The sequence below is a fragment of the Qipengyuania proteolytica genome, from assembly GCF_019711565.1.
Lineage (GTDB): Bacteria > Pseudomonadota > Alphaproteobacteria > Sphingomonadales > Sphingomonadaceae > Qipengyuania > Qipengyuania proteolytica.
In genome coordinates, this window is the sequence record NZ_JAIGNN010000003.1 from 14,289 (window position 1) to 35,199 (window position 20,911).

At 63.5% G+C, this 20,911-nt stretch carries 25 protein-coding genes, 2 tRNA genes and 2 pseudogenes; 13 read left to right on the forward strand and 16 right to left on the reverse strand.

The features are described from left to right. The first annotated feature begins 119 nt into the window (after positions 1-119). The 11 genes from K3172_RS14140 (at position 120) to K3172_RS14190 (ending at position 7,180) form a co-directional block, all read left to right on the forward strand. On the forward strand, positions 120-290 hold the full coding sequence (locus tag K3172_RS14140) for a hypothetical protein (RefSeq protein WP_221591240.1): 171 nt from the start codon (positions 120-122) through the stop codon (positions 288-290). 43 nt (positions 291-333) lie between these two features. Then, the gene (locus tag K3172_RS14145; protein ID WP_221591242.1) at positions 334-843 is read left to right on the forward strand and encodes a helix-turn-helix domain-containing protein; all 510 of its coding nucleotides are present in this window, start codon (positions 334-336) and stop codon (positions 841-843) included. Between the two features lie 36 nt (positions 844-879). Then, positions 880-1,215 (forward strand): hypothetical protein, encoded by a 336-nt coding sequence (locus K3172_RS14150; RefSeq protein WP_221591245.1) that lies wholly within the window; start codon positions 880-882, stop codon positions 1,213-1,215. A 39-nt stretch (positions 1,216-1,254) separates the two neighbouring features. Further along, entirely contained in the window at positions 1,255-1,692 is a 438-nt protein-coding gene (locus K3172_RS14155; RefSeq protein WP_221591246.1) for a hypothetical protein, read from the forward strand. 155 nt (positions 1,693-1,847) lie between these two features. After that, positions 1,848-2,270 (forward strand): JAB domain-containing protein, encoded by a 423-nt coding sequence (locus tag K3172_RS14160; RefSeq protein WP_221591247.1) that lies wholly within the window; start codon positions 1,848-1,850, stop codon positions 2,268-2,270. Continuing rightward, complete coding sequence (locus tag K3172_RS14165) at positions 2,267-2,752, forward strand: MarR family winged helix-turn-helix transcriptional regulator (RefSeq protein ID WP_221591248.1); 486 nt, start codon at positions 2,267-2,269, stop codon at positions 2,750-2,752. Before K3172_RS14160 ends, K3172_RS14165 begins: the two co-directional genes overlap by 4 nt. Beyond that, positions 2,752-3,063 carry a hypothetical protein gene (locus tag K3172_RS14170; RefSeq protein ID WP_221591249.1) on the forward strand — a complete coding sequence of 104 codons (312 nt, stop codon included), beginning with the start codon at positions 2,752-2,754 and terminating at the stop codon, positions 3,061-3,063. The genes K3172_RS14165 and K3172_RS14170 overlap by 1 nt, the downstream gene beginning before the upstream one ends. Positions 3,064-3,141: 78 nt before the next feature. After that, the gene (locus K3172_RS14175; RefSeq protein ID WP_221591250.1) at positions 3,142-3,822 is read left to right on the forward strand and encodes a trypsin-like serine peptidase; all 681 of its coding nucleotides are present in this window, start codon (positions 3,142-3,144) and stop codon (positions 3,820-3,822) included. 594 nt (positions 3,823-4,416) lie between these two features. Next, positions 4,417-6,540 carry an ATP-binding protein gene (locus tag K3172_RS14180; RefSeq protein ID WP_221591251.1) on the forward strand — a complete coding sequence of 708 codons (2,124 nt, stop codon included), beginning with the start codon at positions 4,417-4,419 and terminating at the stop codon, positions 6,538-6,540. Continuing rightward, a complete protein-coding gene (locus K3172_RS14185) occupies positions 6,537-6,905 on the forward strand; it encodes a response regulator (RefSeq protein WP_221591252.1) in 369 nt (122 codons plus the stop codon). The genes K3172_RS14180 and K3172_RS14185 overlap by 4 nt, the downstream gene beginning before the upstream one ends. Next, positions 6,902-7,180 carry an Hpt domain-containing protein gene (locus tag K3172_RS14190; RefSeq protein ID WP_221591253.1) on the forward strand — a complete coding sequence of 93 codons (279 nt, stop codon included), beginning with the start codon at positions 6,902-6,904 and terminating at the stop codon, positions 7,178-7,180. The genes K3172_RS14185 and K3172_RS14190 overlap by 4 nt, the downstream gene beginning before the upstream one ends. Here the strand turns inward: K3172_RS14190 and K3172_RS14195 are convergent. The 9 genes and pseudogenes from K3172_RS14195 to K3172_RS14230 all read right to left on the reverse strand — a co-directional run bounded on the left by K3172_RS14195 (position 7,177) and on the right by K3172_RS14230 (position 12,860). Next, positions 7,177-8,610: a glycosyltransferase family 2 protein gene (locus K3172_RS14195; protein ID WP_221591255.1), complete on the reverse strand. Its 1,434-nt coding sequence runs from the start codon at positions 8,608-8,610 to the stop codon at positions 7,177-7,179. The two genes, K3172_RS14190 and K3172_RS14195, sit on opposite strands and share 4 nt — an antisense overlap. Continuing rightward, positions 8,607-9,632 (reverse strand): HEAT repeat domain-containing protein, encoded by a 1,026-nt coding sequence (locus K3172_RS14200; protein WP_221591256.1) that lies wholly within the window; start codon positions 9,630-9,632, stop codon positions 8,607-8,609. Before K3172_RS14200 ends, K3172_RS14195 begins: the two co-directional genes overlap by 4 nt. Next, positions 9,629-10,618: a YaiO family outer membrane beta-barrel protein gene (locus K3172_RS14205; protein ID WP_221591258.1), complete on the reverse strand. Its 990-nt coding sequence runs from the start codon at positions 10,616-10,618 to the stop codon at positions 9,629-9,631. Before K3172_RS14205 ends, K3172_RS14200 begins: the two co-directional genes overlap by 4 nt. Before the next feature lie 32 nt (positions 10,619-10,650). After that, positions 10,651-11,019, reverse strand: a complete 369-nt coding sequence (locus K3172_RS14210; protein ID WP_221591260.1) for a response regulator transcription factor — start codon at positions 11,017-11,019, stop codon at positions 10,651-10,653. 191 nt (positions 11,020-11,210) lie between these two features. After that, positions 11,211-11,915, reverse strand: coding sequence for a tyrosine-type recombinase/integrase (locus tag K3172_RS14215; protein WP_425594715.1), 705 nt, complete (start codon positions 11,913-11,915; stop codon positions 11,211-11,213). A gap of 48 nt (positions 11,916-11,963) precedes the next feature. After that, a pseudogene (locus tag K3172_RS15835) lies at positions 11,964-12,227 on the reverse strand (phage integrase central domain-containing protein); the annotation flags it as partial. A gap of 36 nt (positions 12,228-12,263) precedes the next feature. After that, positions 12,264-12,488 (reverse strand): annotated as a pseudogene (locus K3172_RS15840) (Arm DNA-binding domain-containing protein); the annotation flags it as partial. 202 nt (positions 12,489-12,690) lie between these two features. Then, positions 12,691-12,766: transfer RNA gene (locus K3172_RS14225), tRNA-Thr, on the reverse strand. Between the two features lie 20 nt (positions 12,767-12,786). Continuing rightward, positions 12,787-12,860, reverse strand: a tRNA-Cys gene (locus tag K3172_RS14230). 124 nt (positions 12,861-12,984) lie between these two features. Between K3172_RS14230 and K3172_RS14235 the strand changes: the two genes are divergently transcribed. After that, positions 12,985-13,764, forward strand: a complete 780-nt coding sequence (locus K3172_RS14235; RefSeq protein ID WP_221591512.1) for an acyl-CoA thioesterase — start codon at positions 12,985-12,987, stop codon at positions 13,762-13,764. Between the two features lie 112 nt (positions 13,765-13,876). Here the strand turns inward: K3172_RS14235 and K3172_RS14240 are convergent, their stop codons facing one another. The 7 genes from K3172_RS14240 to K3172_RS14270 all read right to left on the reverse strand — a co-directional run bounded on the left by K3172_RS14240 (position 13,877) and on the right by K3172_RS14270 (position 18,851). Then, the gene (locus tag K3172_RS14240) at positions 13,877-14,494 is read right to left on the reverse strand and encodes a hypothetical protein (RefSeq protein WP_221591265.1); all 618 of its coding nucleotides are present in this window, start codon (positions 14,492-14,494) and stop codon (positions 13,877-13,879) included. Between the two features lie 62 nt (positions 14,495-14,556). Then, positions 14,557-15,105, reverse strand: a complete 549-nt coding sequence (locus K3172_RS14245; RefSeq protein ID WP_221591267.1) for a hypothetical protein — start codon at positions 15,103-15,105, stop codon at positions 14,557-14,559. Beyond that, positions 15,102-15,410, reverse strand: coding sequence for a hypothetical protein (locus tag K3172_RS14250; protein WP_221591268.1), 309 nt, complete (start codon positions 15,408-15,410; stop codon positions 15,102-15,104). The genes K3172_RS14245 and K3172_RS14250 overlap by 4 nt, the downstream gene beginning before the upstream one ends. Before the next feature lie 104 nt (positions 15,411-15,514). Continuing rightward, on the reverse strand, positions 15,515-15,949 hold the full coding sequence (locus tag K3172_RS14255; RefSeq protein ID WP_221591270.1) for a hypothetical protein: 435 nt from the start codon (positions 15,947-15,949) through the stop codon (positions 15,515-15,517). Between the two features lie 84 nt (positions 15,950-16,033). After that, the gene (locus tag K3172_RS14260) at positions 16,034-16,828 is read right to left on the reverse strand and encodes a crotonase/enoyl-CoA hydratase family protein (protein WP_221591272.1); all 795 of its coding nucleotides are present in this window, start codon (positions 16,826-16,828) and stop codon (positions 16,034-16,036) included. Positions 16,829-16,853: 25 nt separating this feature from the next. Continuing rightward, positions 16,854-17,573, reverse strand: a complete 720-nt coding sequence (locus K3172_RS15590; RefSeq protein WP_345725671.1) for a winged helix-turn-helix domain-containing protein — start codon at positions 17,571-17,573, stop codon at positions 16,854-16,856. Positions 17,574-17,666: 93 nt separating this feature from the next. Beyond that, positions 17,667-18,851: an LL-diaminopimelate aminotransferase gene (locus tag K3172_RS14270; RefSeq protein WP_221591275.1), complete on the reverse strand. Its 1,185-nt coding sequence runs from the start codon at positions 18,849-18,851 to the stop codon at positions 17,667-17,669. A 135-nt stretch (positions 18,852-18,986) separates the two neighbouring features. On the opposite strand from K3172_RS14270, the gene K3172_RS14275 reads away from it, so the two are divergent. Beyond that, entirely contained in the window at positions 18,987-20,864 is a 1,878-nt protein-coding gene (locus K3172_RS14275; protein ID WP_221591277.1) for a PHA/PHB synthase family protein, read from the forward strand. Positions 20,865-20,911 lie beyond the last annotated feature (47 nt).

The following is a 20,911-nucleotide window of genomic DNA, read 5'->3' on the forward strand; positions in this document are numbered from 1 at the left end:
GCAAAGAAGAGTGCCGAATGCTCCGCTTGCGGTCTCACCCAAGCCCGGTGTAAACCGGATTTTAATCATGCGCGCGGAGAAGCGCGAGGCCTGCAAGTCTGGGAAAAACAACGCGCATCATGTCGACGTCGCCGCCTCAATCCGAAGCTGCCTGCCAGAGCCGGGAGGATGCGATCGCGGCGATCGAGCGAGCGCTGCGCTATTGCGACGAGCATGGTTATCGACGTGCCGCGATCGACCTGTCCGCCGCCCTCGATCGCCTGCAGAAGGAAGAGCCCCGCGCCTCCTGAACGAGCGCTTGGATTTTACATTTTACAAAGGTAAACGCCCTGTATGGGGCCGCACCTTATCCACGACGTGTTCGCGTCGCTGACGGACAAGCAGCACGAAGCGCTGCGCCTGGTCTGCCGGCATTACACCTCGAAGCAGATCGCGCTCGAGCTGGGCGTGTCCCCGGTCACGATCGACAAGCGGATCGAAGGGATTCGCGCGAAGCTCGAGATGATGCCCCGCGTCGATATCGCCAGGCATTACGCGGCTTGGTCGCAAGACTATGATCGGCCCATAGACGACCCGACCATAGTAGCCGAATCTGCAGTCATGACTCCAAGAGCGGCACCGCAACCGCCGGATTTCTCGCTGCCTCTTGCCGATGCCCTGTCCTTCGACGGGCGGGCGAGCTGGGACCGCGAAAGCCCGGCGGTGCGGCCGAGGTTAAGTCCCGAGGATCTCGGCCCCGCAGGCAAGCTGCTCTTCTTGCTTGCGGGTGCCATTGCCCTGCTCGCGGTCGTCGTGCTTCTCGTCACGTCCGCCAGCGTCTGGAGCGATTTCGTCGGCGTCTGAAGTCTCCTCGGTCCTTATCGAGCCAGGAGAACACACATGTCGCTTACCCTTGAAACCGCCACCGTCCGCATCGGCCGCGAGCTGCGCGAATCCGAGGACGCCATCGCCGAGGCGCTGGTCGCCTGCTCCGCCCTGCTGCACACCGCCGCGCTCGCCCAGCGCGACGTCGGGGCGGCTTCGCCGGCCCAGGCGCAACGCACCTTCTCCCGCCTGCTGAAGATGAACAGCGGCCTGGTGGACGTGCGCGGGGAAGCCATGCGTGTCCATGGCGAGCTGCTCGACCTCGCCCGCGAGACCGGGGCGACCGAGGAACCCACCTGCCCGGAAAAGAAGGTCTTCACCACCGGGCAGATCGCACCGATCGCTGCCTGAGCTTGCGCTTCGCCGGACGGAGGCCCACGGGCATGAGCCATGCTGCGTTTTACAATTCAGGTGATCCTCATCCTCGTGGTCTTCGCCGGCGCCCTGCGCGCCGGCGGGAGGCCCGAGAAGGCGATCGCGAGCATCTATCTTGCGATGATGCTGCTCAACGTGGCGCAGGCGATCCTGCTCGGTCGCTGGTCCGATGACACCTATGGCGGCGTCCAGTTGTTCCACTTCGCGCTCGACCTGGCGGCACTCGCCGGGGTCGTGTGCGTCATCCTGCTCTACCACCGCTGGTGGACGATATGGGTAGGCTCAGCCCAATTGGTCGCGGTCGGCGCGCATCTGGTGAAGTTCGCCGCGGTGCCGCTCAACCCGTTCGTCTATTCGATCATGGAGCGCTGGCCGGTCTGGGTGGCGATCGTGCTGACGGGACTGGGGACGCTGCTGCACTGGCGCCGGGAACGCCGGGGTGGAGCCATCTGACGGCGCTGCTCGCGCCGCTCCATCCCGATCCTGCCACCCTCTCGCGCCGCCTGCTGCGACGGTTCGGCAGCCTTGCCGGTCTGACGTCGGCCAGCGATGCCGAGCTGCGCCAATGCGCCCTTCCGGGAGAAGTCTGGCCCGAAGCCTTCCTCGCCATGCGCCAGCTGCTTGCCGACGGCCTGCGGGAACAGGTTCGGCGGACGGCGCTGACGAAAGACCGTTCCGCGCTGGAGCATCATCTGCGCAATTCGATCGGCCGGTTGCGCCAGGAACGCATGGTCGCCTTCTTCGCCGATGCCGACGGGCGACTGCTGAGCGAGGAGGTGCTGGGCGAGGGGCCGGAGAATGGCGTGCTGCTGAGCGCGCGCAGCCTGTTCGGTCGGGCGATGAACCTCGACGCGCGCATCGTGGTGCTCGCGCACAACCATCCGTCGGGTTCGGCCGAACCGAGCGCGGAGGACATCCGCACGACCCGCACACTGGCAAAGCTGGCAGGGCAGCTCGGCATCACGCTGCTGGATCATTTCATCGTAACCGACGCGGCCGTGACGAGCTGCGCGGACAGGGGCCATCTATGAACCATAGCGAAAGCGACGACTTGAGATCGATCGCGCAGCGCCTGCTCGCGCTTGCGGGTCCGCGAGCGGCATCCGAATGCGAGGGCCCAGCTTCGAACGCGCCCGAGCACCTTGCCATCGCGCGGCGCGAGATCGCCCGGCGAGCGGCGCGCAACCGGGTCATGCCGGTCGAACTCCTGGGCGAACCCGTGTGGGACATGCTGGTCGACCTGCTCGTCAACGAACTCGAAGGCAAGGAGATCGGGGTGACCAGCCTGTGCCAGGCGTCCGGCGCCCCGATGAGCACGGCGCTGCGGTACGTCGATCTGCTTGCGGCCGAAGGTCTGATCTCGCGCAGGCCCGATCCCGCCGACGGCCGTCGGTCGCTCGTCTCGCTGACGAGCCGGGCCTCGAAGCTGCTGCTGCAGGCGCTCGAAGCCATGGCACGGGCCGAGCGCAAGTCGGCAGACGCCTCTACCCCCTCCCCGCGAGGTGACAGCTGATGGACGGCTATCTCTTCATCGTCGAACCCGACACCAGCACGGTAATCGGCAGGTGCTGTTCGCTGGCGAAGTGCCGGGACGAGGCCGGGGTCGAGGCGCTGATGGCGCAGTGGCAGGCGAAGGTCGGCGACCGATTCGTCGTCAAGTGCAGCCTGACCAGCCCGGAATGGACGCGGGAGGTGGAGCCGGCCGCCGAGGCTGGAAACGCGCACGGCAACCGACCCGGCTTGCGGTATACGGGCGGGCGGCTCGCCCGGACATACGTAGCTTTGCGTAAGCGGCTGCCCGCGTCCGCACGCGCGACTAGGTAGTTATCCTGAATTTCGCCGGTCGCGACGGGCGGCCACGCTCGGGCCATGGCCCCTCGCCCGCCTCGCAGCCTTGCTTCAATGCTCTCCGTCGCGCTTGCGCTCGCCGGCCCGGCAGGGGTTCCGGCGCACGCACAGGACGAGCCGCGCCTCGCGCCCGTCGGCCAGCTCGTCTGCCGCGGCTCGGGCTGGACGCTGGAAACGGTCGCCACGCTCGTCGGCGACCGCTCCACGCTGGTCGGCGTCGGCCATTTCGGCACGCTGAAGAAACCGCGAGGCCCGATCCATATCCCGGCTGAAAAGTGTCACTTCACTCTGTTCGATGATGAAGGCCATCCGGCCTTCACTTCCCGGTTGCGCGTCCGCCGTATCGGGGGACCCGCTGGAGCCCGAAGCGCCTCCTTCGCTGTCGACTGGGCGATCTTCGATCTTGCAACACCTGCGCCTGAGACCGCACTGCCCGCGCGTCTGGAACTGCGCTCGAACCGCTTTCGCCAGCAGACCGTCACTCTCTACCGGCAAGTCAGGGAGGGACGCGGCAAGCGACTTGCCCGGTTGGACTGCACCGCGTGGACCGAACGGGAGACCAGCGTGCTCGCCTTCCACGACTGCCCCACCCGTCCGGGCTGGAGCGGAGCCCCGATCACCGCCCGGCAAGCCGGGGCGCTGGTGGTGCTGGGCGTGCACGCAGGTTCGAACGAGGGCCAGCCTAGCGGGCCCGTCTTCGTGGGCAAGCTGGGCCAGCGCATGGCGGGTGACTGAAACCGTTTTCCTACAGGCGCGGCGCCGTGCCATCACGATTCGCATGAGAACCGCAGACACCCTCGCCGCCGCCATCCGCCGCTCCGCCACGCGGGCCGCGGATCCCCGCCACTCCGCCACGCTACACCGTCTCGCGAATCTGGTACCTCGGAAATGCGCGGCAGAGAACGCTGGGGTATCCTGCGCTTTAATGGGCTCTGTGCCAGTCTCCGACTGACCAGATCGCAGGCAGAAAGGCGCAGGACCGTAGTGATTCTGCAAAATCAAAACATCGTTCTTAAACGATGTCTTACGGGTGATGGAGCAGGAGTGCCGCAAAGGGCTTCGTAGTATCGAACGAATTTTGGCAAATACTCCAGCTGCTATACTTTCCGCCAACCTTGCGTTTTGGTGCGCTACGAAGCACTAGGACTGCAAGCAAGATATGCCAGAATCTGCAAAGGGGCCGATTGCAGACCGTCCGGTTGCGGCTCATTTCCTCGGCAAGCGGACCATTTCTTAGCGCCCAAATGCGCGGCTTCAACTGGGAAGTGACACTCAAAATTAACCAATAGTGCCGCATATCCAATCCGCGATCAGCGGAAATGTGCGCGCATGAAATTTCGTCCGAGTAAAGTTTGGTTGCGGCGCGGTGCCACGATCGCAACCTTGGCACTCGTACCGCTCATTCTCGTCGGGGTTTTCCTTGCGATGCATGCCGAATTCCGCGCCGTTGCGCAGCTTCGGGATGTCTCGGAACGCACGGACGCCAAGCGCGACCTTTTTGCCGACATACTGATCGCCCATGCCGACGTGGAGACCGGTGTGCGAGGCTTCATCATCACGGCGGACGATCGCTACCTCGAACCCTACAACATAGCGCTACTGCGCCGGGAAAGTCTATTTTCCGCGATCGAGGATCAAGGGGAACCAGAGATTCATGCCGCGCTCGCGCGATTGCGCAAACTCAGTGACGCAAAGCTGGCGAATGCAGCGCTGAATGTGTCGGATGTGCGGGCCGGGCGAATTCGTCAGGCGCGGGAGCGAGTTGCAACCGGCAACGGCAAGGCGCTCATGGATGAGATCCGCCGCGAACTGGCCGATCTCGATGCTCATGAAGCCGCGAAGCTGGCGCAACTCACTGAGCGCAGTTCTGCCTCGCGAGCTATGCTGGAAAGGTCCGTCACGGCTATGCTGATCGGACTCGCTTTGTTGCTCGCGATGGTCACGATGATCGTGAACCGGTCGTTCCGGATGCGCAGCGAGGCCATGGATCGCGCGGAACGTCTCAGCGATCGGCAGAAGGCGCTCTTCGCCGGTACGGTAGACGGCGTTATGCTGCTCGACGGGCGGGGTCGGATACTGCGCATGAACCCCAGCGTAAGCCGCATTTTCGGATATTCCGAAGAAGAGCTCCTCGGACAACATAACATGGTTCTTTTGGAAACACCGTATTCCATGGAACAGAGCATGGCATGGCTGCAATCTGTCGGCGTCGCCGGAAAGCATGGCGCTGGACGCAGGCAGGAATTCACGGGCAAGAGGTCGGATGGGACGACCTTCGATACCGAAGTAGCCATCAGCATGATCCACGGCGAAACCGAAAAGAACTATGTGGCTGCAATCCGAGACATTTCAGACCGCAAGCGTGCAGAGAGAATGAAGACGGAGTTCGTCTCAACCGTAAGCCATGAACTCAGGACTCCGCTGACCTCGATTGGCGGTTCGCTGGGGCTGCTCGAGGGCGGCGCCGCCGGGCCGCTGGAGGAAAAGGCGAAACGACTGGTCGAGATCGCGAAGTCCAACTGCGATCGCCTCATTCGTCTCATCAACGATATTCTCGACATCGAAAAAATCGAATCCGGCAAGATGGAGTTCGACCTTCGGCGGATGCAGGTCGGCCCACTCATAGGCCGGACGGTCTCGTCGATGAACGGCTTTGCAGATCAGCATGGCGTGACGCTTACGACCGTGCTCCCGCCATGGCCGCAATGCGTCGTTGGCGATCCGGACAAGCTCGAGCAATTGCTGACCAATCTCGTGTCGAATGCCGTCAAGCACACGCCCAAGGGTGGCGAAGTGGAGATATTCTCGACGCATGATGGGGGTCACGTCCGCATCGAGGTGCGCGACAGAGGACAAGGGATTCCAACGGAATTCCGCTCAAGGATATTCGGCAAGTTCGCAATGGCCGACGCATCGGATTCGCGGCTCAAAGGTGGCACGGGTCTTGGATTGGCAATCGCTCGCGAGATCGCTCGCCGGCACGGGGGCGACGTCGGTTTCGATGACCGCCAGGGCGGCGGGACGGTGTTCCACGTCGACATCCCCTCTGTCAGCGCCGAACGTACTGACGGTCGGACCGACTTGGACCAGGATCTGCCCTCCGTCCTGCACATCGACGACGACGACGACACGCTCGCTGTGGTAGCCAGTGCCTTCGAAGGCAAGGCCCATGTCATGACCGCCCATACTTTGGCTGAGGCTCGGGAAGTGCTGAACAAATCGGACGTGGCCGCCGCAATCCTCGACATCGGACTCGCCTATGAAAACGGCCTGGATATGATTGCGGAGCTGCGAAAGCATAGAGAAGCGATGCCGATCCTCACCTTCACGGCATACGATGACATGCGGACCGCTGAAGGTGTCGACCGTGTGCTGATCAAGAGCCGCACGAGTGTGTCGGATCTCGTCGACACGACTCTTTTGCTTGTCGGGGAGCGACGGCGGGCGGCATGACAATCGAAGTACTCTACGTCGATGACGAACCCGACATACGGGAGATCGCGGAACTGGCACTTGGTCTCGATCCCGATTTCGTAGTCGCTACCGCTAGCTCGGGAGAAGAGGCGCTCGCCTACCTTGCCATGTATGTTCCCGACGTCGCCCTCCTCGACGTGATGATGCCGGGAATGGACGGTCCGACACTGCTGGAGCGAATGCGAGATGACCCTAAGCTTGAAAGCGTTCCTGTGATCTTCGTCACTGCAAGGGCACAGCGCAGCGAGTTGCAGAATTTTTCGACACTCGACGCGCGTGGCGTCATCGCCAAGCCATTCGATCCTATGACCCTATCCGGGCAAGTGCGAGCTTTGATCGCATGAATGACATCGAAGACAAGCTTGCCGCCCTGTCGGCCCGGTTCGCCGCCGCTGCAGAGCACGAGAGTCTTGTGATGGAGAGTGCCAGTTCGCAAGGAGATTGGCAGGCCGTGCGCGATCGGGCGCATGCCATGGCAGGAACGGCTCCCATGCTCGGATTCGCTGCGATCGGCGATGCTGCCTTGGCCCTCGAACTGGCGATCGAAAGTGGCGGCGATCCTGCGGCTGCTTTGAAACGCCTAGATGCCCTTTTACGCGCAGCTTCGAGCGGGTCCTAGCTGGTTGCGAAGCCCTTGCGGGTCATTGCGCCCCAACTTTGCTGCTTGCGCACGAATTGCCACCAGCCCTGTAAACGCCAGACGTTCGAGAGCTGGCGATAGCCGAAGTTTTCCAGCACCGCGACGGCGGCAAGCACCAGGAGCTCGCCGATCTTGGGAAAGCGACGCAACTGGATTTCTTCGAGAACGAGCGTGGCGACGGAAAGAAAAATCCCAAGGGTGAATGTCACCGCGAGGAAGGCGAGCAGCCACGGTAGTGCCAACAGGCCAAGAGCCCAGAGCAGCGGGACCAGCACGTAGCCAACGACCTCGATCAGCGGCCCGAGCACGTCGACCAGCAGGATCTGGGAGAAGCCGACGAAGCCGATCCTTCCATAGCGCGGATTGAACAGCATGTCCCGATGCTTGGCGAAACATTCCAAGGCGCCGCGCTGCCAACGCGCCCGCTGGCGCGACAGGACGGCGACGCTGTCCGGGCACTCGGTCCAGCAAACCGGCTCTGCGATAAATTCGATCCGGTATGGCAGCTCGCGGTCGCGCATCAGCCTGTGCAGTTTGAGCACCAGTTCCATGTCTTCGCCCACCGTGCCATGGCTATAGCCGCCTACCTCGACCACATGGCGGCGGCGGAACAGACCGAAAGCGCCCGAAATAACGGTCAGCGCCTGCATCTTGCCGAGGCCTAACCGCGCCATGAGGAAGGCGCGAAGATATTCGACGATTTGTACCAGAGCGAGGAAGTTCCCCGGCAGGCGGATGTCCGAAATGCGGCCGGAATCGACCTTGCAGCCGTTTGCGATTCGGATCGTACCGCCCGCAGCAATGGTCAGGTGAGGCTCGTCGACGAACGGCCGGACCACGCGAAGCAAGGCGTCGCTCTCGAGAATGGAGTCGGCGTCTATGGCGCAGAACAGCGAGGTCCGGCAGCAGTTGATGCCTGCGTTCAGCGCATCCGCCTTCCCGCCGTTCTCCTTGTCGACTACCAGCAGACGGGGGTAATCCGGGGAAGCGTAGAAGCCGCGTATCGGCGCGTGTTCCACACTTCGATCGACAAAGCGTTCGACTTGCGAGAGGCCGAACTCGTCGATCATGCGCTGCAATGTGCCATCTTTCGACCCGTCGTTGATGACGATCACCTCGAAGTCGGGATATTGTAGTGCGAGCAGGCTGCGCGTGCTTTCGACGATGTTGAGTTCCTCGTTGAAAGCTGGTGCAAGCACCGAGATCGATGGGGCCTGTTCTGAGTAGCGCCGCCATAGTGTGGCTGTCCGGGCCACCGGTGGCCTGGTTGCCAGGGCAGCACCGGCATAGGCGAGTTGGACGAAATAGAAGAGCGTTTGCAGCACGCCGGTCATGATGACGACGGAGGCAATCACCTGCGCAGCGCTTACCATCCAAGCCGCCGGATCGGACAGGGCGAGCCAATTCATGTTGCGCGTCCTTCGGCCAGCATCGCAAGTGCGGTCGAGCGAACCGTTTGATCTGCTGCCTCGGCTGCTTCCCGCAATGCGGCGATGCCACGCGGCCCTAATCGCAAAAGTGCTTCGCCCGCACGCAAGCGAACCCACCACGCCTCGTCGGCCAGCATCCGGCCGAGCTTGTCCGAGACCTCGGCGGCGCCGATCCTGCCTGCTGCCTCCGCGGCGGCCGCGCGGACGGTCCATTCGGGGCTGTCGAGACCAGCGGCAATGGCATCGGCGCCCGCCGGATGGCCGTTTCGGCCCAGTGCACGATAGATACGCGGCTGGAGATCAGGTTCACCGAAAGACTCGCGAGCCATATAGGCCAGGAGCGGGGCATATTCTCCGCCCCCTTGAGCCAGGGCATCCGTTGCCGCGATCTTGGCTTCGACAGGGATATTTCGCTCGAACAGCAGGGCGGCGACAGACCCGGGGTCACGATCCACCAGATCGCTCATCAGTGAAACGAGCAACAGCGAATGCTCCTCCGAGCCCATTCGTAGCTTTTCGACGAGCGTTTCAGGTGACGGCGCGTCCGGACGTTGGGCCAGGGCCAAGGCCGCTCCGAGGCGCACATCGGCATTCCGGTCGTCGAGTGCGCGGCAGGTTTCGTTGATCTGGTCGTCAAACAGGGAAAGTGTCTCGACTGACACCAGGCGTGTCTGAGCCGACCGCGAGTGCAGTCGGCGAACCAGCAGCTCGGGTACCCCCATCGCGTCGGCCCTCGAGAGCAGAGCCTCACGCTCGGTGCCTCGCGTCATCTCCGCTAGTTCGCTAGTCAACGTCGCGGCGACATCGAGCCTCGTGCCCGTCAACCGTTGCGCGGGAAAGTCGTCGCCCAGCAAAGCGGGAAGCAATTCCGCCCTGAGGTCTTCCTGCTTCCGATCCTTGCGCTCGCCAAGAACGCGCGCCAGCACCAGGACGCAAAGCGCCCCCGCGGCAATCATGCACAGCAGGAGAGATATCTCCCAGAGCATGAGAAGCGAGGTCATAACCCGACCTTTAGCCCTGCACGGAATTCGGTCCGGTCTGCGGGGCCATCGCGCCATTCCCGGGCGAGGCTTCCGGTCAGTGACAATTTGTCGCCAAGCGGGATTTCTCCGCCCCCGAAGAGCGAGAAAGTGTCCGTCACGACGCCGACATCAGTGTCCGGACCCGCAGCTGCACCAAAGAACACGCGAGTTCTGTCGCCGGGTGCGTAATCCGCACGGACCGATCCTCCAACTCGCAGGCTGTCGCCGTCGGCGGCAAGAATGTTCGTTCGTGCGGTCGCCGAGAACTCGCCTTCGGAGCCGAAATACTGGGTCACGAATGGGGCCAGATTCCAGACGTCTTGCGTCGGGAAGCTTCGCCAAGCGGCATCGAAACCTGCAATCGTCGCCGTGGGACCTCGGCGAAGCCGATAATCGAGCCCTGCGCTAAGCCCGATTTCGGGTCGAAAATCCGCTGACGGGGTGGCATTTGCCCCTGCGCGTAGCCACAGATCTTCGCCTGCGTGATGCGTAATGAGGGTGCCCAGTTCGATATCTACGAGCGAAAAGCGTTCGTACCAAGTGCCGCGCACTTCAATGGTATCGACCGCACTCAGCGGTGCGACAAGCGTGAGGCCCGCTTCATGCCAATCCTGCAAGCCTGAGGATACTCCCGAGATTGCACCGTCCGCCAACACAAAGCCGCTGCCCGCCGGACGGGCTGCGCGGCGGCGGGAGATTTGCTCGAGGGCTTCACTCGCATCGCGATAAGACGGGGCCTGCGCGAGCACTGTCTCGAATTCGCGTTGTGCTTCGTTGAGCCGGTCGAGCGCAAGATATGCGTAACCGAGCTGGACACGAGCATCGACGTCGTTTGGATTCCGGATCACCCAGTCTTGCAGCAAGGCAATTGCGCTGGCCGGGTCGCCAGCTCGTCGCGCATCGACGGCCTGTTCGTAGCCATTCGGTGACTGCGCTGTCGCCGCTGTTCCGGCTGCGATGAGCATGACGGCGGCACATCGCGTTAGGCGGCTTTTCATCACGCCGCTTTCAGCAATCGGGCCAGGCGTGCAAGCAACTCTTCCGGCATAAAGGGTTTGACCAGGTAGTCGTCGGCGCCAAGTTCGAGTGCGCTGACGATGTCCTTCTCGCTACGCCGGGCAGTCAGCATGATCACCGGAGTTTCCGCATAACGATCCGACGATCGCATTCTCCGCAGCACGTCCAGTCCATTGTGGACCGGCATCATCATGTCGAGGATCACCACATCGGGGGCGCTTGACTCGAGGCATTCCAGCGCCTCGCGCCCATCACAGGCGAGAACTGTCTCGAAGTTACGTTGACGCAGCCGATAGTCGAGCAACTCTCTGAGCAATCGTTCGTCGTCGGCGACCAGGACTCTTGCCATTTTCGGGACCCTTGGAAACTCCCGCGGGGGGTAGCAAAGTCTTGGTTAATAATTCTCTAAGCGAAGAGATTGCGCAGATGAGCAATTTCGCTTTTCTTTCCGAGCCTCAATAGTGGGAGGTTCGTCCCCGTGATCAGACGTTGGCGAGGGCAGTTGCCGATGCAAATCTGTCGGTCTGGTTTCAGGCATTCTCATCTGGCACCTAAATGACCGAGATTAGGGCGCAAAGCTGCCGTTCTTTCCGAGACAATTTGCGATGCGACTGACAGCACCGCCATTCCCCAGATACAACTAAGGTCAAATAGGCTAACTACGGCGCAGCAGTCTAGGAATTGCGCCATTTGCAAACTAGATTCGAGATCAGCTAAAATCAAACGACCCCAATCAGGCTCGAAGAACTGGGGGCACCAGCGGGGGCGCCAGAACCGCAAGTGGGAGCATCGCAGGATTCCCTCAAGTCCTGACCTCTCCCAATGGTTGCCACAATCCGTTACGTATGCAACGGGGATACACGCCCTTTCATGTTCTGAAACCTGCCACGCTGTGATGAGCATCATGCCCTCGCGTTCGCGCGCGAGCTTGCGCATCAGGCGTCTGTGCGACCTTTGGCCAGGAAACATCAGCTCGAAGCCACCGGAATGCTGCTCTAGCTCGCAAAGCATGGCGAGTGCTTGGCTAGATAATGGCACCGTATGAGGACGACGCAGCTTTGTGCGATTGCCCGGAATGGTCCAATGCGCTTCTTCCCAATTCACCTCTTCCCAGTGGGCTTGGCGCAGTTCGCCAGGACGCAAAAACATGTGCGGACTAGGCTGCATGGCCAGCTTTACAATCGGCCCGCCCATGTAGTCGTCTTTGGCTCTGAGGAATTCGCCTAGGGGCGCAGCTTCAAGCATCGCAGCATGGTGCTTTACCACCGGAGCCGCCAATGCATCGGACAGGAGATGAGCGGGATCGCTCTTGCATCTTGTGGTTGCTACGCCGTGGCGGAAAACGCGGCTGGCAAAATTACGCGTCCGGACAGCCGTCTCGCGATGCCCCCGCCGCTCGATGACCTTAAGCGCCGCCAGCACTTCGGCTGGCTCGATATCCGCAATGGGCCTTTTCCCAATCGCGCCGGACAGGTGCGCAAAGAACCATCGCGCCTCGTTGATTGTCGATTCTGCCTTGCCATTCGCTTCCAATTTGGTGGCGATAAAATCCTCGGTGACCGATTGGAATGTGTGCCTTGCGCCAACTCTCCGCTAGATTTTCGACATCTTGCGATCATGCAAGGGATCGCCACCGGCTTGGATGGTCGCGCGAGCTTCGTCTCTTGCTTTTCGAGCATCAGCCAGACTTATGGCCGGATAGCTTCCCAGCCCCAGCCGCTTTTCCTTGCCGTCCACACGGTATTGGAGAAGCCAAAGCTTTGAGCCGTTGGGACGAATCTCAAGATAGAGACAGTTCTCATCGCTTCTGCGATAGGTCTTTGTAGCAGGCGAATATGCCTTAACTTCTCATGCTTTAAGAGCCATTTGAGGGCACCTCAGCCCGCTTTCGCGGCGAGTGCCCCCAAAAACACTGAATTCTGGGGACACCAGCAGAGACGTGCACCGCCGCCGGGAGCCAAACTATCACCGAAAAACGGCTGAAATTCAAGACTTTTGGGGATATCCAGAAACGGATAGGTGGTGCCGCTTACAGGACTCGAACCTGTGACCCCATCATTACGAATGATGTGCTCTACCAACTGAGCTAAAGCGGCACATTCCCGATTGCGGGAAGTGGAGGCCCGAGCCGGAATCGAACCGGCGTGCAAGGATTTGCAGTCCTCTGCGTAACCACTCCGCCATCGGGCCTCGCCCTCCCTCTCGGGAAGGAAGCGGCGCACTAGCGATTCTGTGCAGGCTTGGCAATCGCCACGTGGCACCTTTACGTAACGTCAGTCTGGACGCGCGGCGGCAGAGCCGCAATGACGGCGGCATGAGCCTTGCCAACCTGATCGACCCGATCGCCGCAGAGGGCGGTGCGACCCGCTTCGAGAACCTCGACAACTGGCTGCAGGGCCGCACGCTCTATGGCGGGGCATCGGCGCTGATCGCCTACCTTGCCGCGGTGCGCGCCTTTCCCGACCTGCCCCCCTTGCGCGCAGGCCAGGTGGCCTTCGTCGCGCCGACCGGGCCGGAGGTCGAGCTGAAGCGCGAGATCGTGCGCCAGGGGCGCAACGTCGCGCAGGTGCGCAGCGAGATCTGGTGCGAGGGACACTGCACCCTCACCGCCTTCTGGCTGTTCGGCACCGCGCGCGAGCCCAATGCCGTCCATCCCGCCGCGCCGGTCGCCGACTGGCCCGGCCCGCCCGAGGAGGCGGAGACCGCGATGACCGGCAAGGGCCCAGCCTTCATCCAGAACAATTTCGAGATCCGCCGCGCGCAGGATTTCAGCGGGCCGGGCGAGCCGGTGGTGCGTCGCTGGGCGCGGCTCACCGACCGCGAGGGGCTCGATCCCGTCAGCGAGCTGATCCTGCTGGGCGACGTCCTGCCGCCGGGCGCCATGCGCGCGATGAAACGGCAGGGGCCGATCAGCTCGATCAACTGGTCGTTCAACCTGCTCGACACCGCGCCGACAACGCGCGACGGCTGGTGGCTGTCCGAAAACGCCAGCCAGCATGCCGATGCCGGCTATTCGAGCGAGCGGCTGCGGCTGTGGAATGCGGACGGCCGGCAGGTGCTCGACGGGATGCAGAGCGTGGCGGTGTTCGGGTAAAGCCATCCGGGCGACACCTTGGCGACAAGGGCGACACCCTGTCGCCTGCCGCTAGAAACCCTCAAGACGCTGTTATCATTCGCCAAATTCGTCCGGTTCACCGGGCGAGGCGTCATCGGGAGCCCCCCGCCCCCTCCCCGGCTCCGGAGCTGTCACAAGCGGCGGCGTCATAGCGCGCGTCCAGTTCCTGCTGCTCCTCCTCGAGCCAGTCCACAGGACCGCGCTCGACCCGATCGGCCAACGCGGCAAGCTCGTCCGAGGCAAAGGCGGTCGCGGGATCGCGGCGCGCGCGGGGCGGCCGGACGAAGCTCTTGCGCATGGCGAGCAGCGCCAGCGTCAGCCGCTCGTCATAGCGGCGCGAGGTACCGACGAGTTCGCCATTGTAGAAATGCGGGACCTCCACGCCGTTGAGCGCGCGCTCGAGCGCGGCCTCGGCCAGCACGTCGAAACGGGAGAGGAACGCCGCCTCCCACGCCTTGTCGAAGGGCGTGCCGTGCAGCCGCGCGCGCAGCTTGTAGGCGGACTGCCGCCCCATGCCCACGGCGCGCGCTGCGGCAGAAACATTGTGCGTCGCGGCCAGCTCGCGCAGGAAGGCTGCCTGCCGCGCGGGCGTCCAGCCGTCGTGGCGCGCGGGTTCGGGCGCGTCGGCGTTCTCGATGGTTGCGGGGAGCGCATCGGCAGCGTGATCGCCGTCATGCGCGAACGAGGAGGGGTGCGGATGGTTCGTCATCCGCGAGGTTAAGCCAAATTCGGCGCGAGTAGGAAAGTGGCTTCGGCCCCGACGAGCGTGACTCAGTTTTTGCGCGAGCGGTACATTGCCTCGTCGGCCACGAGCGAGATGTCGTTCCGGTACGTCGCCCAGCTCTGGAGACAATTCCAGGCAGGGCCGGTGGTACCCGGGGGCACGAGCGTGAGGACGCGGGCCCCATAATCGCTTTCCCCGAGGCGAAAGTGCGTCGGATCGGCCTGGCAGATCCGTATCGCCTGCGCCAGGGTCCGGCTTTTGCATTGCCCTTGCTGGCGCGCTTCATGCCGGTTGGCGGCTTCCTGGACGCCAAGCGCCGCAAGCGGAACTGCCAATGCGAGCGCCAGGCGGCGCACGTGGGGATCGCGTTGCAAGCGGAGCTGCGCGCCGATACCGATGACGATCAGCACCGCAACGAGGCCGCGGAGCGTATGGAAGAGCCAGTCGGGCCTTTCGCAAGGCGGCAGCCCGAACCGCGGCAGGTAATCGAGAACGAGCCGGCCCGCGACAAACAGCAGGATCGCGGCAGCGACAAGCGATGCCGACCTGATCGCCATCGAACGCAGACCATTCTGCCGGGGCATCGGACCGGTCAAAACGCGCCCTGCTCCGTCCAATAATTATAGGTCTGGATGTACTTTTCTTTGGCATCGCCCTTCTGCGGCCGGTGCAGCGGCGAGAACATCAATCCGGTCAGCTTCGCCGCCCAGATCGCATCCACCAGCCGTCCATCGAAGATCGGACATGGCGCGTAGTCGAGCAGATAGAAGGCCAGCGCATCTTCGGCACCGGGAAGCAGCGTCAGGCGATTCAGCGTCCTGATCCTCTGGCTGTAAACCTCCTGCTTCAGGGACGGATCGTAAAATCGCCCGGCCAGTTCGAAATCGGACGGGTTTCGCATATGGGTGGGAGACCGATGAACAGGCGCCTTGCCTCGCCGGCCTCGCTCACCGCGCAGCCCCGCAACATTCCCGCATCTCCGGCACGGGCACGTCTCTCACCAGGTTATCGACCGACACGCCTCGGCGTCCACGTAGGATAAGGGCCCGACCAGCTGAAATTGCCGATTTCGACCAGACCGTCGCGCACGCGTAGCGTGGCGCCTGCCCCCTCGAAGGGTGCCCCAGCAGGCTCGTCGTAATAGCCGCACCACCAGTTGACGGTGTAGCTTAGCGATCCTCGGTTGCGCATGAGCGCCCCCACGTCGCAATCCCTGATTTTCTCTAGAATCGCCTCGACACTGTCCTCGAGGTTGCTCGGCGTCTGCCTCGCCCGGAAGTCAGGGTCGTACGTGACCTGGGGATGGGAATTCGCCATGAGAAAGGCCGTATCCCTCGCAAGGACCGCAGAAAGATAGGAGCGCATCAGCGCCTCATCGACCTCGCTATCCGTCGCAGGGGCAGCGGCGGTCAGTGCCGCTGCCAAAACCGAACCCAGCATTTTTTACGCGTCCCTGAAATGCAATCTGGGTGGAACTAGCAGCTTCTTGCGGAGCCCGCCATCTGTTGTCAGCCGAGCGGCGCGCTAACCAAACCGCGGCGCGCGCTTTTCCATTTCCGCCATCACTGCCTCGACCTGGTTCGGCGTGCGGATGATCCCGTCCTGCTCGACGCTTTCGGCCATCAGGATGGCGTCCTCGCCTTCCTCGTGCATCACCTTGAACAAGCGCTTGGCGCCGCGGATCGCGTCGGGGTTCTTGGTCGCGATGGTGGTGGCGATTTCGGTCGCGCGGCCGAGCGGGTCGTCGGAGGTTTCGGTGGCCAGACCCAGCACCTGCGCCTCCGCCCCGGTGAATTCGCGGTTGGTGTAGGTCAGCTCGCGCAGCACGTCGTCGCGCACCAGGCCGCGCCACAGGGCATAGCCGCCCATGTCGGGGACCAGCCCCCATTTCATCTCCATCACCGCCATGCGCGTGGCGGGATGGACCACGCGGATGTCCGCGCCGCTCGCGATCTGCAGGCCGCCGCCGAAGCACACGCCGTGGACCGCCGCGATCACCGGCACCGGGCACTTGCGCCAGGTCATCGCCGCTTCCTGCGCGCGGTTGGCATTGCCGTGGGTGCGCTCGGCGAGCTTTGCCTGCGGGTTCGATCCGCCCGACGCCATGCTGGACAGGTCGAGCCCGGCGCAGAAGGCCCGCCCCTCGCCCGAGAGGACGACGGCGCGCAGGCCTTCCATCGTGCGCAGCGCCTCGCCCGCCTCGAGGATCGCCTCGAACTGCGCCGGGTCGAGCGCGTTCATCTTGTCGCCGCGGGTGAAGCGCACCTGCGCCACGCCATTGTCGCCCAGTTCGATCGAAACACGCTCGTTCGGCTGCATTGCTCGTCATTCCTCTCGCAGAAGCTCAGTCGGGAACACAGTTGCCGATCGCAACCGGCCTGTCCAGCGCTTCGCGCGCCCCTTGGCCGAGCTCGCGGAACTGCCCGTTGCGGTCACGCCCAAGCTGGTATCCGCCGTCGGGATGCGTGCGGACCAGCCAGGCGCAATGTGCGATCGCCAGCTTGGCGCGCAGCCGCGAGACGTGGACCTCGAGCGAATTGGTTTCGGGCACATGCTCCGTTCGCCAGACATCGGCCAGCAAGTCGCGGCGCGAAACGCGGGCGCAGGGCGTTTCGGCCAGCCGCCAGAGCAGCGCGAACTCGCGCGGGTGGAGGCCGAGCCAGGTCTCGCCATGCCGCGCATCGCGCTGGAACAGGTCGAGCGCGAGCGGCCCTGCGCGCCGCGTGCGCGGGAGGCGCGCGGCATGGTCTTCCACCCGCCCGAGCCGCGCGGCGAGCTCGACCCGGTCGATCGCCGGCCCCACCGCGTCGCCCAGCCCGGCGGCGAGCAGTTCGGCCCGCTCGGACGATAGCGGAACGCCGACCGCCACGACCGACGCCGGACAACGGATGCAGCACCAGTCCGCGATGCGCGAGCCGCTCCGCCAGTCTAGCAGGCAGGGTGCGCGGCCTTCGTCCCCCAATCCAGGGACGGCAGGCAGGAGCGACCAGCCGATCGCGCGCAGGTCCCAGCGCGGCGGCACGGAATCGCTGCGCGACAGCCAGTGGAATGAAGGCAGGCTCACGCGCGCGCATTAACCATTCCGTTGCCAAGAACGAAACGCAGAGTCGGCCTGTTTCCGGACGATCGGAAAATACCGGTCCGGCGATATCCTGTTTTAGCGTGCGTGTTCGGTAAGGAATTTCTTCACATTGCGCGCCGCCTGGCGAATCCGTTGTTCGTTTTCGACCATGGCGATACGGACGTATCCTTCGCCTTCCTCGCCGAAACCTACACCCGCCGCCACCGCAACTTCGGCATGCTGGAGCAATTGCTTGGAGAATTCGAGGCTGCCCATGTGTTCGAAGCCGGGTGGCAGTTTCGCCCAGGTGAACATGCTCGCGGGCGGCGAGGGGATCGGCCAGCCGGCACGGGTAAAGCTTTCGACCATCACATCCCTGCGATGCTGGTAGCGCAGGCGATTCTGTTCGACCACGTCCTGCGGCCCGTTGAGCGCCGCGCAGGCCGCCGCCTGGATCGGGGTGAAGGCGCCGTAATCGAGATAACTCTTCACCCGCGTCAGCGCGGCGATCAGCTGCTGGTTACCGACGCAGAAGCCGATGCGCCAGCCGGCCATGGAGAACGTCTTGGACATGGAGGTGAATTCCACCGCCACGTCCTTCGCGCCCGGCACTTCCAGGATCGAGCGGGTCGGCTTGCCGTCGTAATAGAGTTCCGAATAGGCGAGGTCCGACAGCACCCAGACCTTGTTCTCGCGCGCCCAGTCGACCAGCCGCTCGTAAAAGGCGAGGTCCACCGTCTCTGCCGTGGGGTTGCTGGGATAGTTCACCACCAGCACCGTCGGCCGCGGCACGGTATATGCCATCGCGTTCTCGAGCGCCTTCCAGTAACGCTCGTCGGGCGTCGTCGGCACGCTGCGGATGGTCGCGCCGGCGATGATGAAGCCGTAGGTGTGGATCGGATAGGCCGGGCTTGGTGCGAGGATCACGTCGCCCGGCGCGCTGATCGCGGTGGCCATGGAGGACAGGCCCTCTTTCGAGCCCATCGTCACGACCACTTCGCTGTTCGGATCGAGCTCCACCCCGAAGCGGCGCTGGTAATAGTTCGCCTGCGCGCGGCGCAGGCCGGGAATGCCCTTGGACTGGGAATAGCCATGCGCGGTCGGCTTGGCCGCGACTTCGCACAGCTTGTCGATCACATGCTGCGGGGGCGGCTGGTCGGGGTTGCCCATGCCGAGGTCGATAATGTCGCGTCCCGCCTGGCGTGCCGCGTGGCGCATCGCATTGACTTCGGCGATGACATAGGGCGGCATGCGCTTGATACGGTAAAATTCGTCGGACATTTAGGCTCCACAGGGCGTTGGACGAGTCACGCTGATTACCTATTCATACTGCATGCGCCAACGGCCTAGGTGCAAGCACGCGCGGAATATCCTAACAGGCGGGAAACCCGCGCTTGTCCGATTTGAGGAGCGACGATGACCGACACGAGCCCCGATCCCTTCACCAACATGTACGAAGCGCCGGCCAAGCTCGCCCGCGCGCTCTTCGCGCCGTTCCAGGGTTCGATCGGTGCGGGAATGCCGGACGGCGCCATGATGAAGCCCGAAGACGCGCAGCACTGGGCCGAAGTCGGGGCGAAGCTGCAGGGAATGTGGCTGGAATACCAGGCCGAACAGCTCGCCAACCCGCAGGCGCTGGCGAGCTATTTCGACCCCTCCCGCTGGACGCAGATGGCGCAGGACTGGTTCCGCCAGATGCCGCTCGCCAACCCGGCCGAACAGCAGGCGCTGGTGCAGGAAGGCATGGCGCTGTGGCAGCAGGTGCTCTCGCAATACGGCATGGGCGACATGGCAGGGACGCCGGTTGCCGATCCCGAACTGCCGTTGAAAGACCGCCGCTTCGCCGATCCGCGCTGGAAGGCCCATCCGGCCTTCGCGCTGATCCACCAGACTTACCTGTTCCTCGCCCAGCGCGTGACCGAGATGGTAGACCGCATGGAAGGGCTGAGCGAAGACAAGCGCGAGCAGCTGCGCTTTACCACCAAGGCGATTACCGAGGCGGCGAGCCCGGCCAACTTCCCGCTGCTCAACCCGGTCGTGCTGGAACGCACGCTGGAAAGCCGGGGCGACAATCTCGTCAAGGGGATGGAGCACCTGCTGGCGGACCTCAGGCGCGGGCAGCTCAGCCATACTGATGCCAGCGCCTTCACGCTGGGCGAGAATATCGCGGTGACGCCGGGCAAGGTCGTCCACGAAACGCCGATCTACCAACTGATCCAGTATGCGCCGACCACCGACAAGGTGATGGCCACGCCGCTGGTGATCTTCCCGCCGTGGATCAACCGCTTCTACATCCTCGACCTCAACGCGAAGAAGAGCTTCGTGAAATGGGCCGTGGACCAGGGCGTGACCGTGTTCATGGTCAGCTGGAAATCGGCCGATGCCAGCATGAAGAACGTGATCTGGGACGATTACGTGCGCGCGCAGATCGATGCGATCGACCACATCCGCGAACGGCTCGCCGTGCCGAGCGTGCATGCGATCGGCTATTGCGTCGCCGGCACCACGCTCGCCGCCACGCTCGCCCTGCTCCACCGCCGCGGCCAGCAGGACAAGGTCAAGAGCGCGACCTTCTTCACCGCGCAGGTCGATTTCGAGAAGGCGGGCGAACTGCTCAACTTCATCGACGAAGGCCAGCTCGGCCTGATCAAGGCGATGAGCCCCGACGGCTATCTCGACGGGCGCTACATGGCTGCAACCTTCAACCTGCTGCGCGGCACCGACCTGATCTGGAACTACGTCGTCAACAACTACCTGCTGGGCGAGGACTACCCGGCCTTCGACCTGCTGCACTGGAACGGCGACGTCACCAACCTGCCCGCTAAGTGGCACCAGCAATACCTGCGCGACCTCTATCGCGACAACCGCCTGGTCGAAGCCGATGCGCTGAGCGTGGACAACACCCCCGTCGATCTCGGCCTGGTCGAGACCCCGACCTATGTGCAGGCGGGCAAGGAAGATCACATCGCGCCGGCCGAAAGCGTCTGGAAGATCACCGAGCACTTCAAGGGGCCCATCAGGTTCGTCCTTGCAGGCTCGGGCCATATCGCCGGCGTGGTCAACCCGCCCGATGCGGGCAAGTACCAGTACTGGCTCAACGATGGCGCCCCCCGCTCGCTCAAGGAATTCCGCGACGGCGCGGTCGAACATCCGGGCAGCTGGTGGCCCGACTGGATCGACTGGCTGCGCCAACAGGACGGCGAAACCGTGGCTGCAACCGGCAAGCGCAAGCCCGGCGGCAAGGGGGATAAAGTGATCGAGAACGCCCCAGGACGCTACGTCGCCACGCGCTAACCCGCTGAAATAACGGCTCGTCGCCGTTTATTGTGCAGTGCACAAAA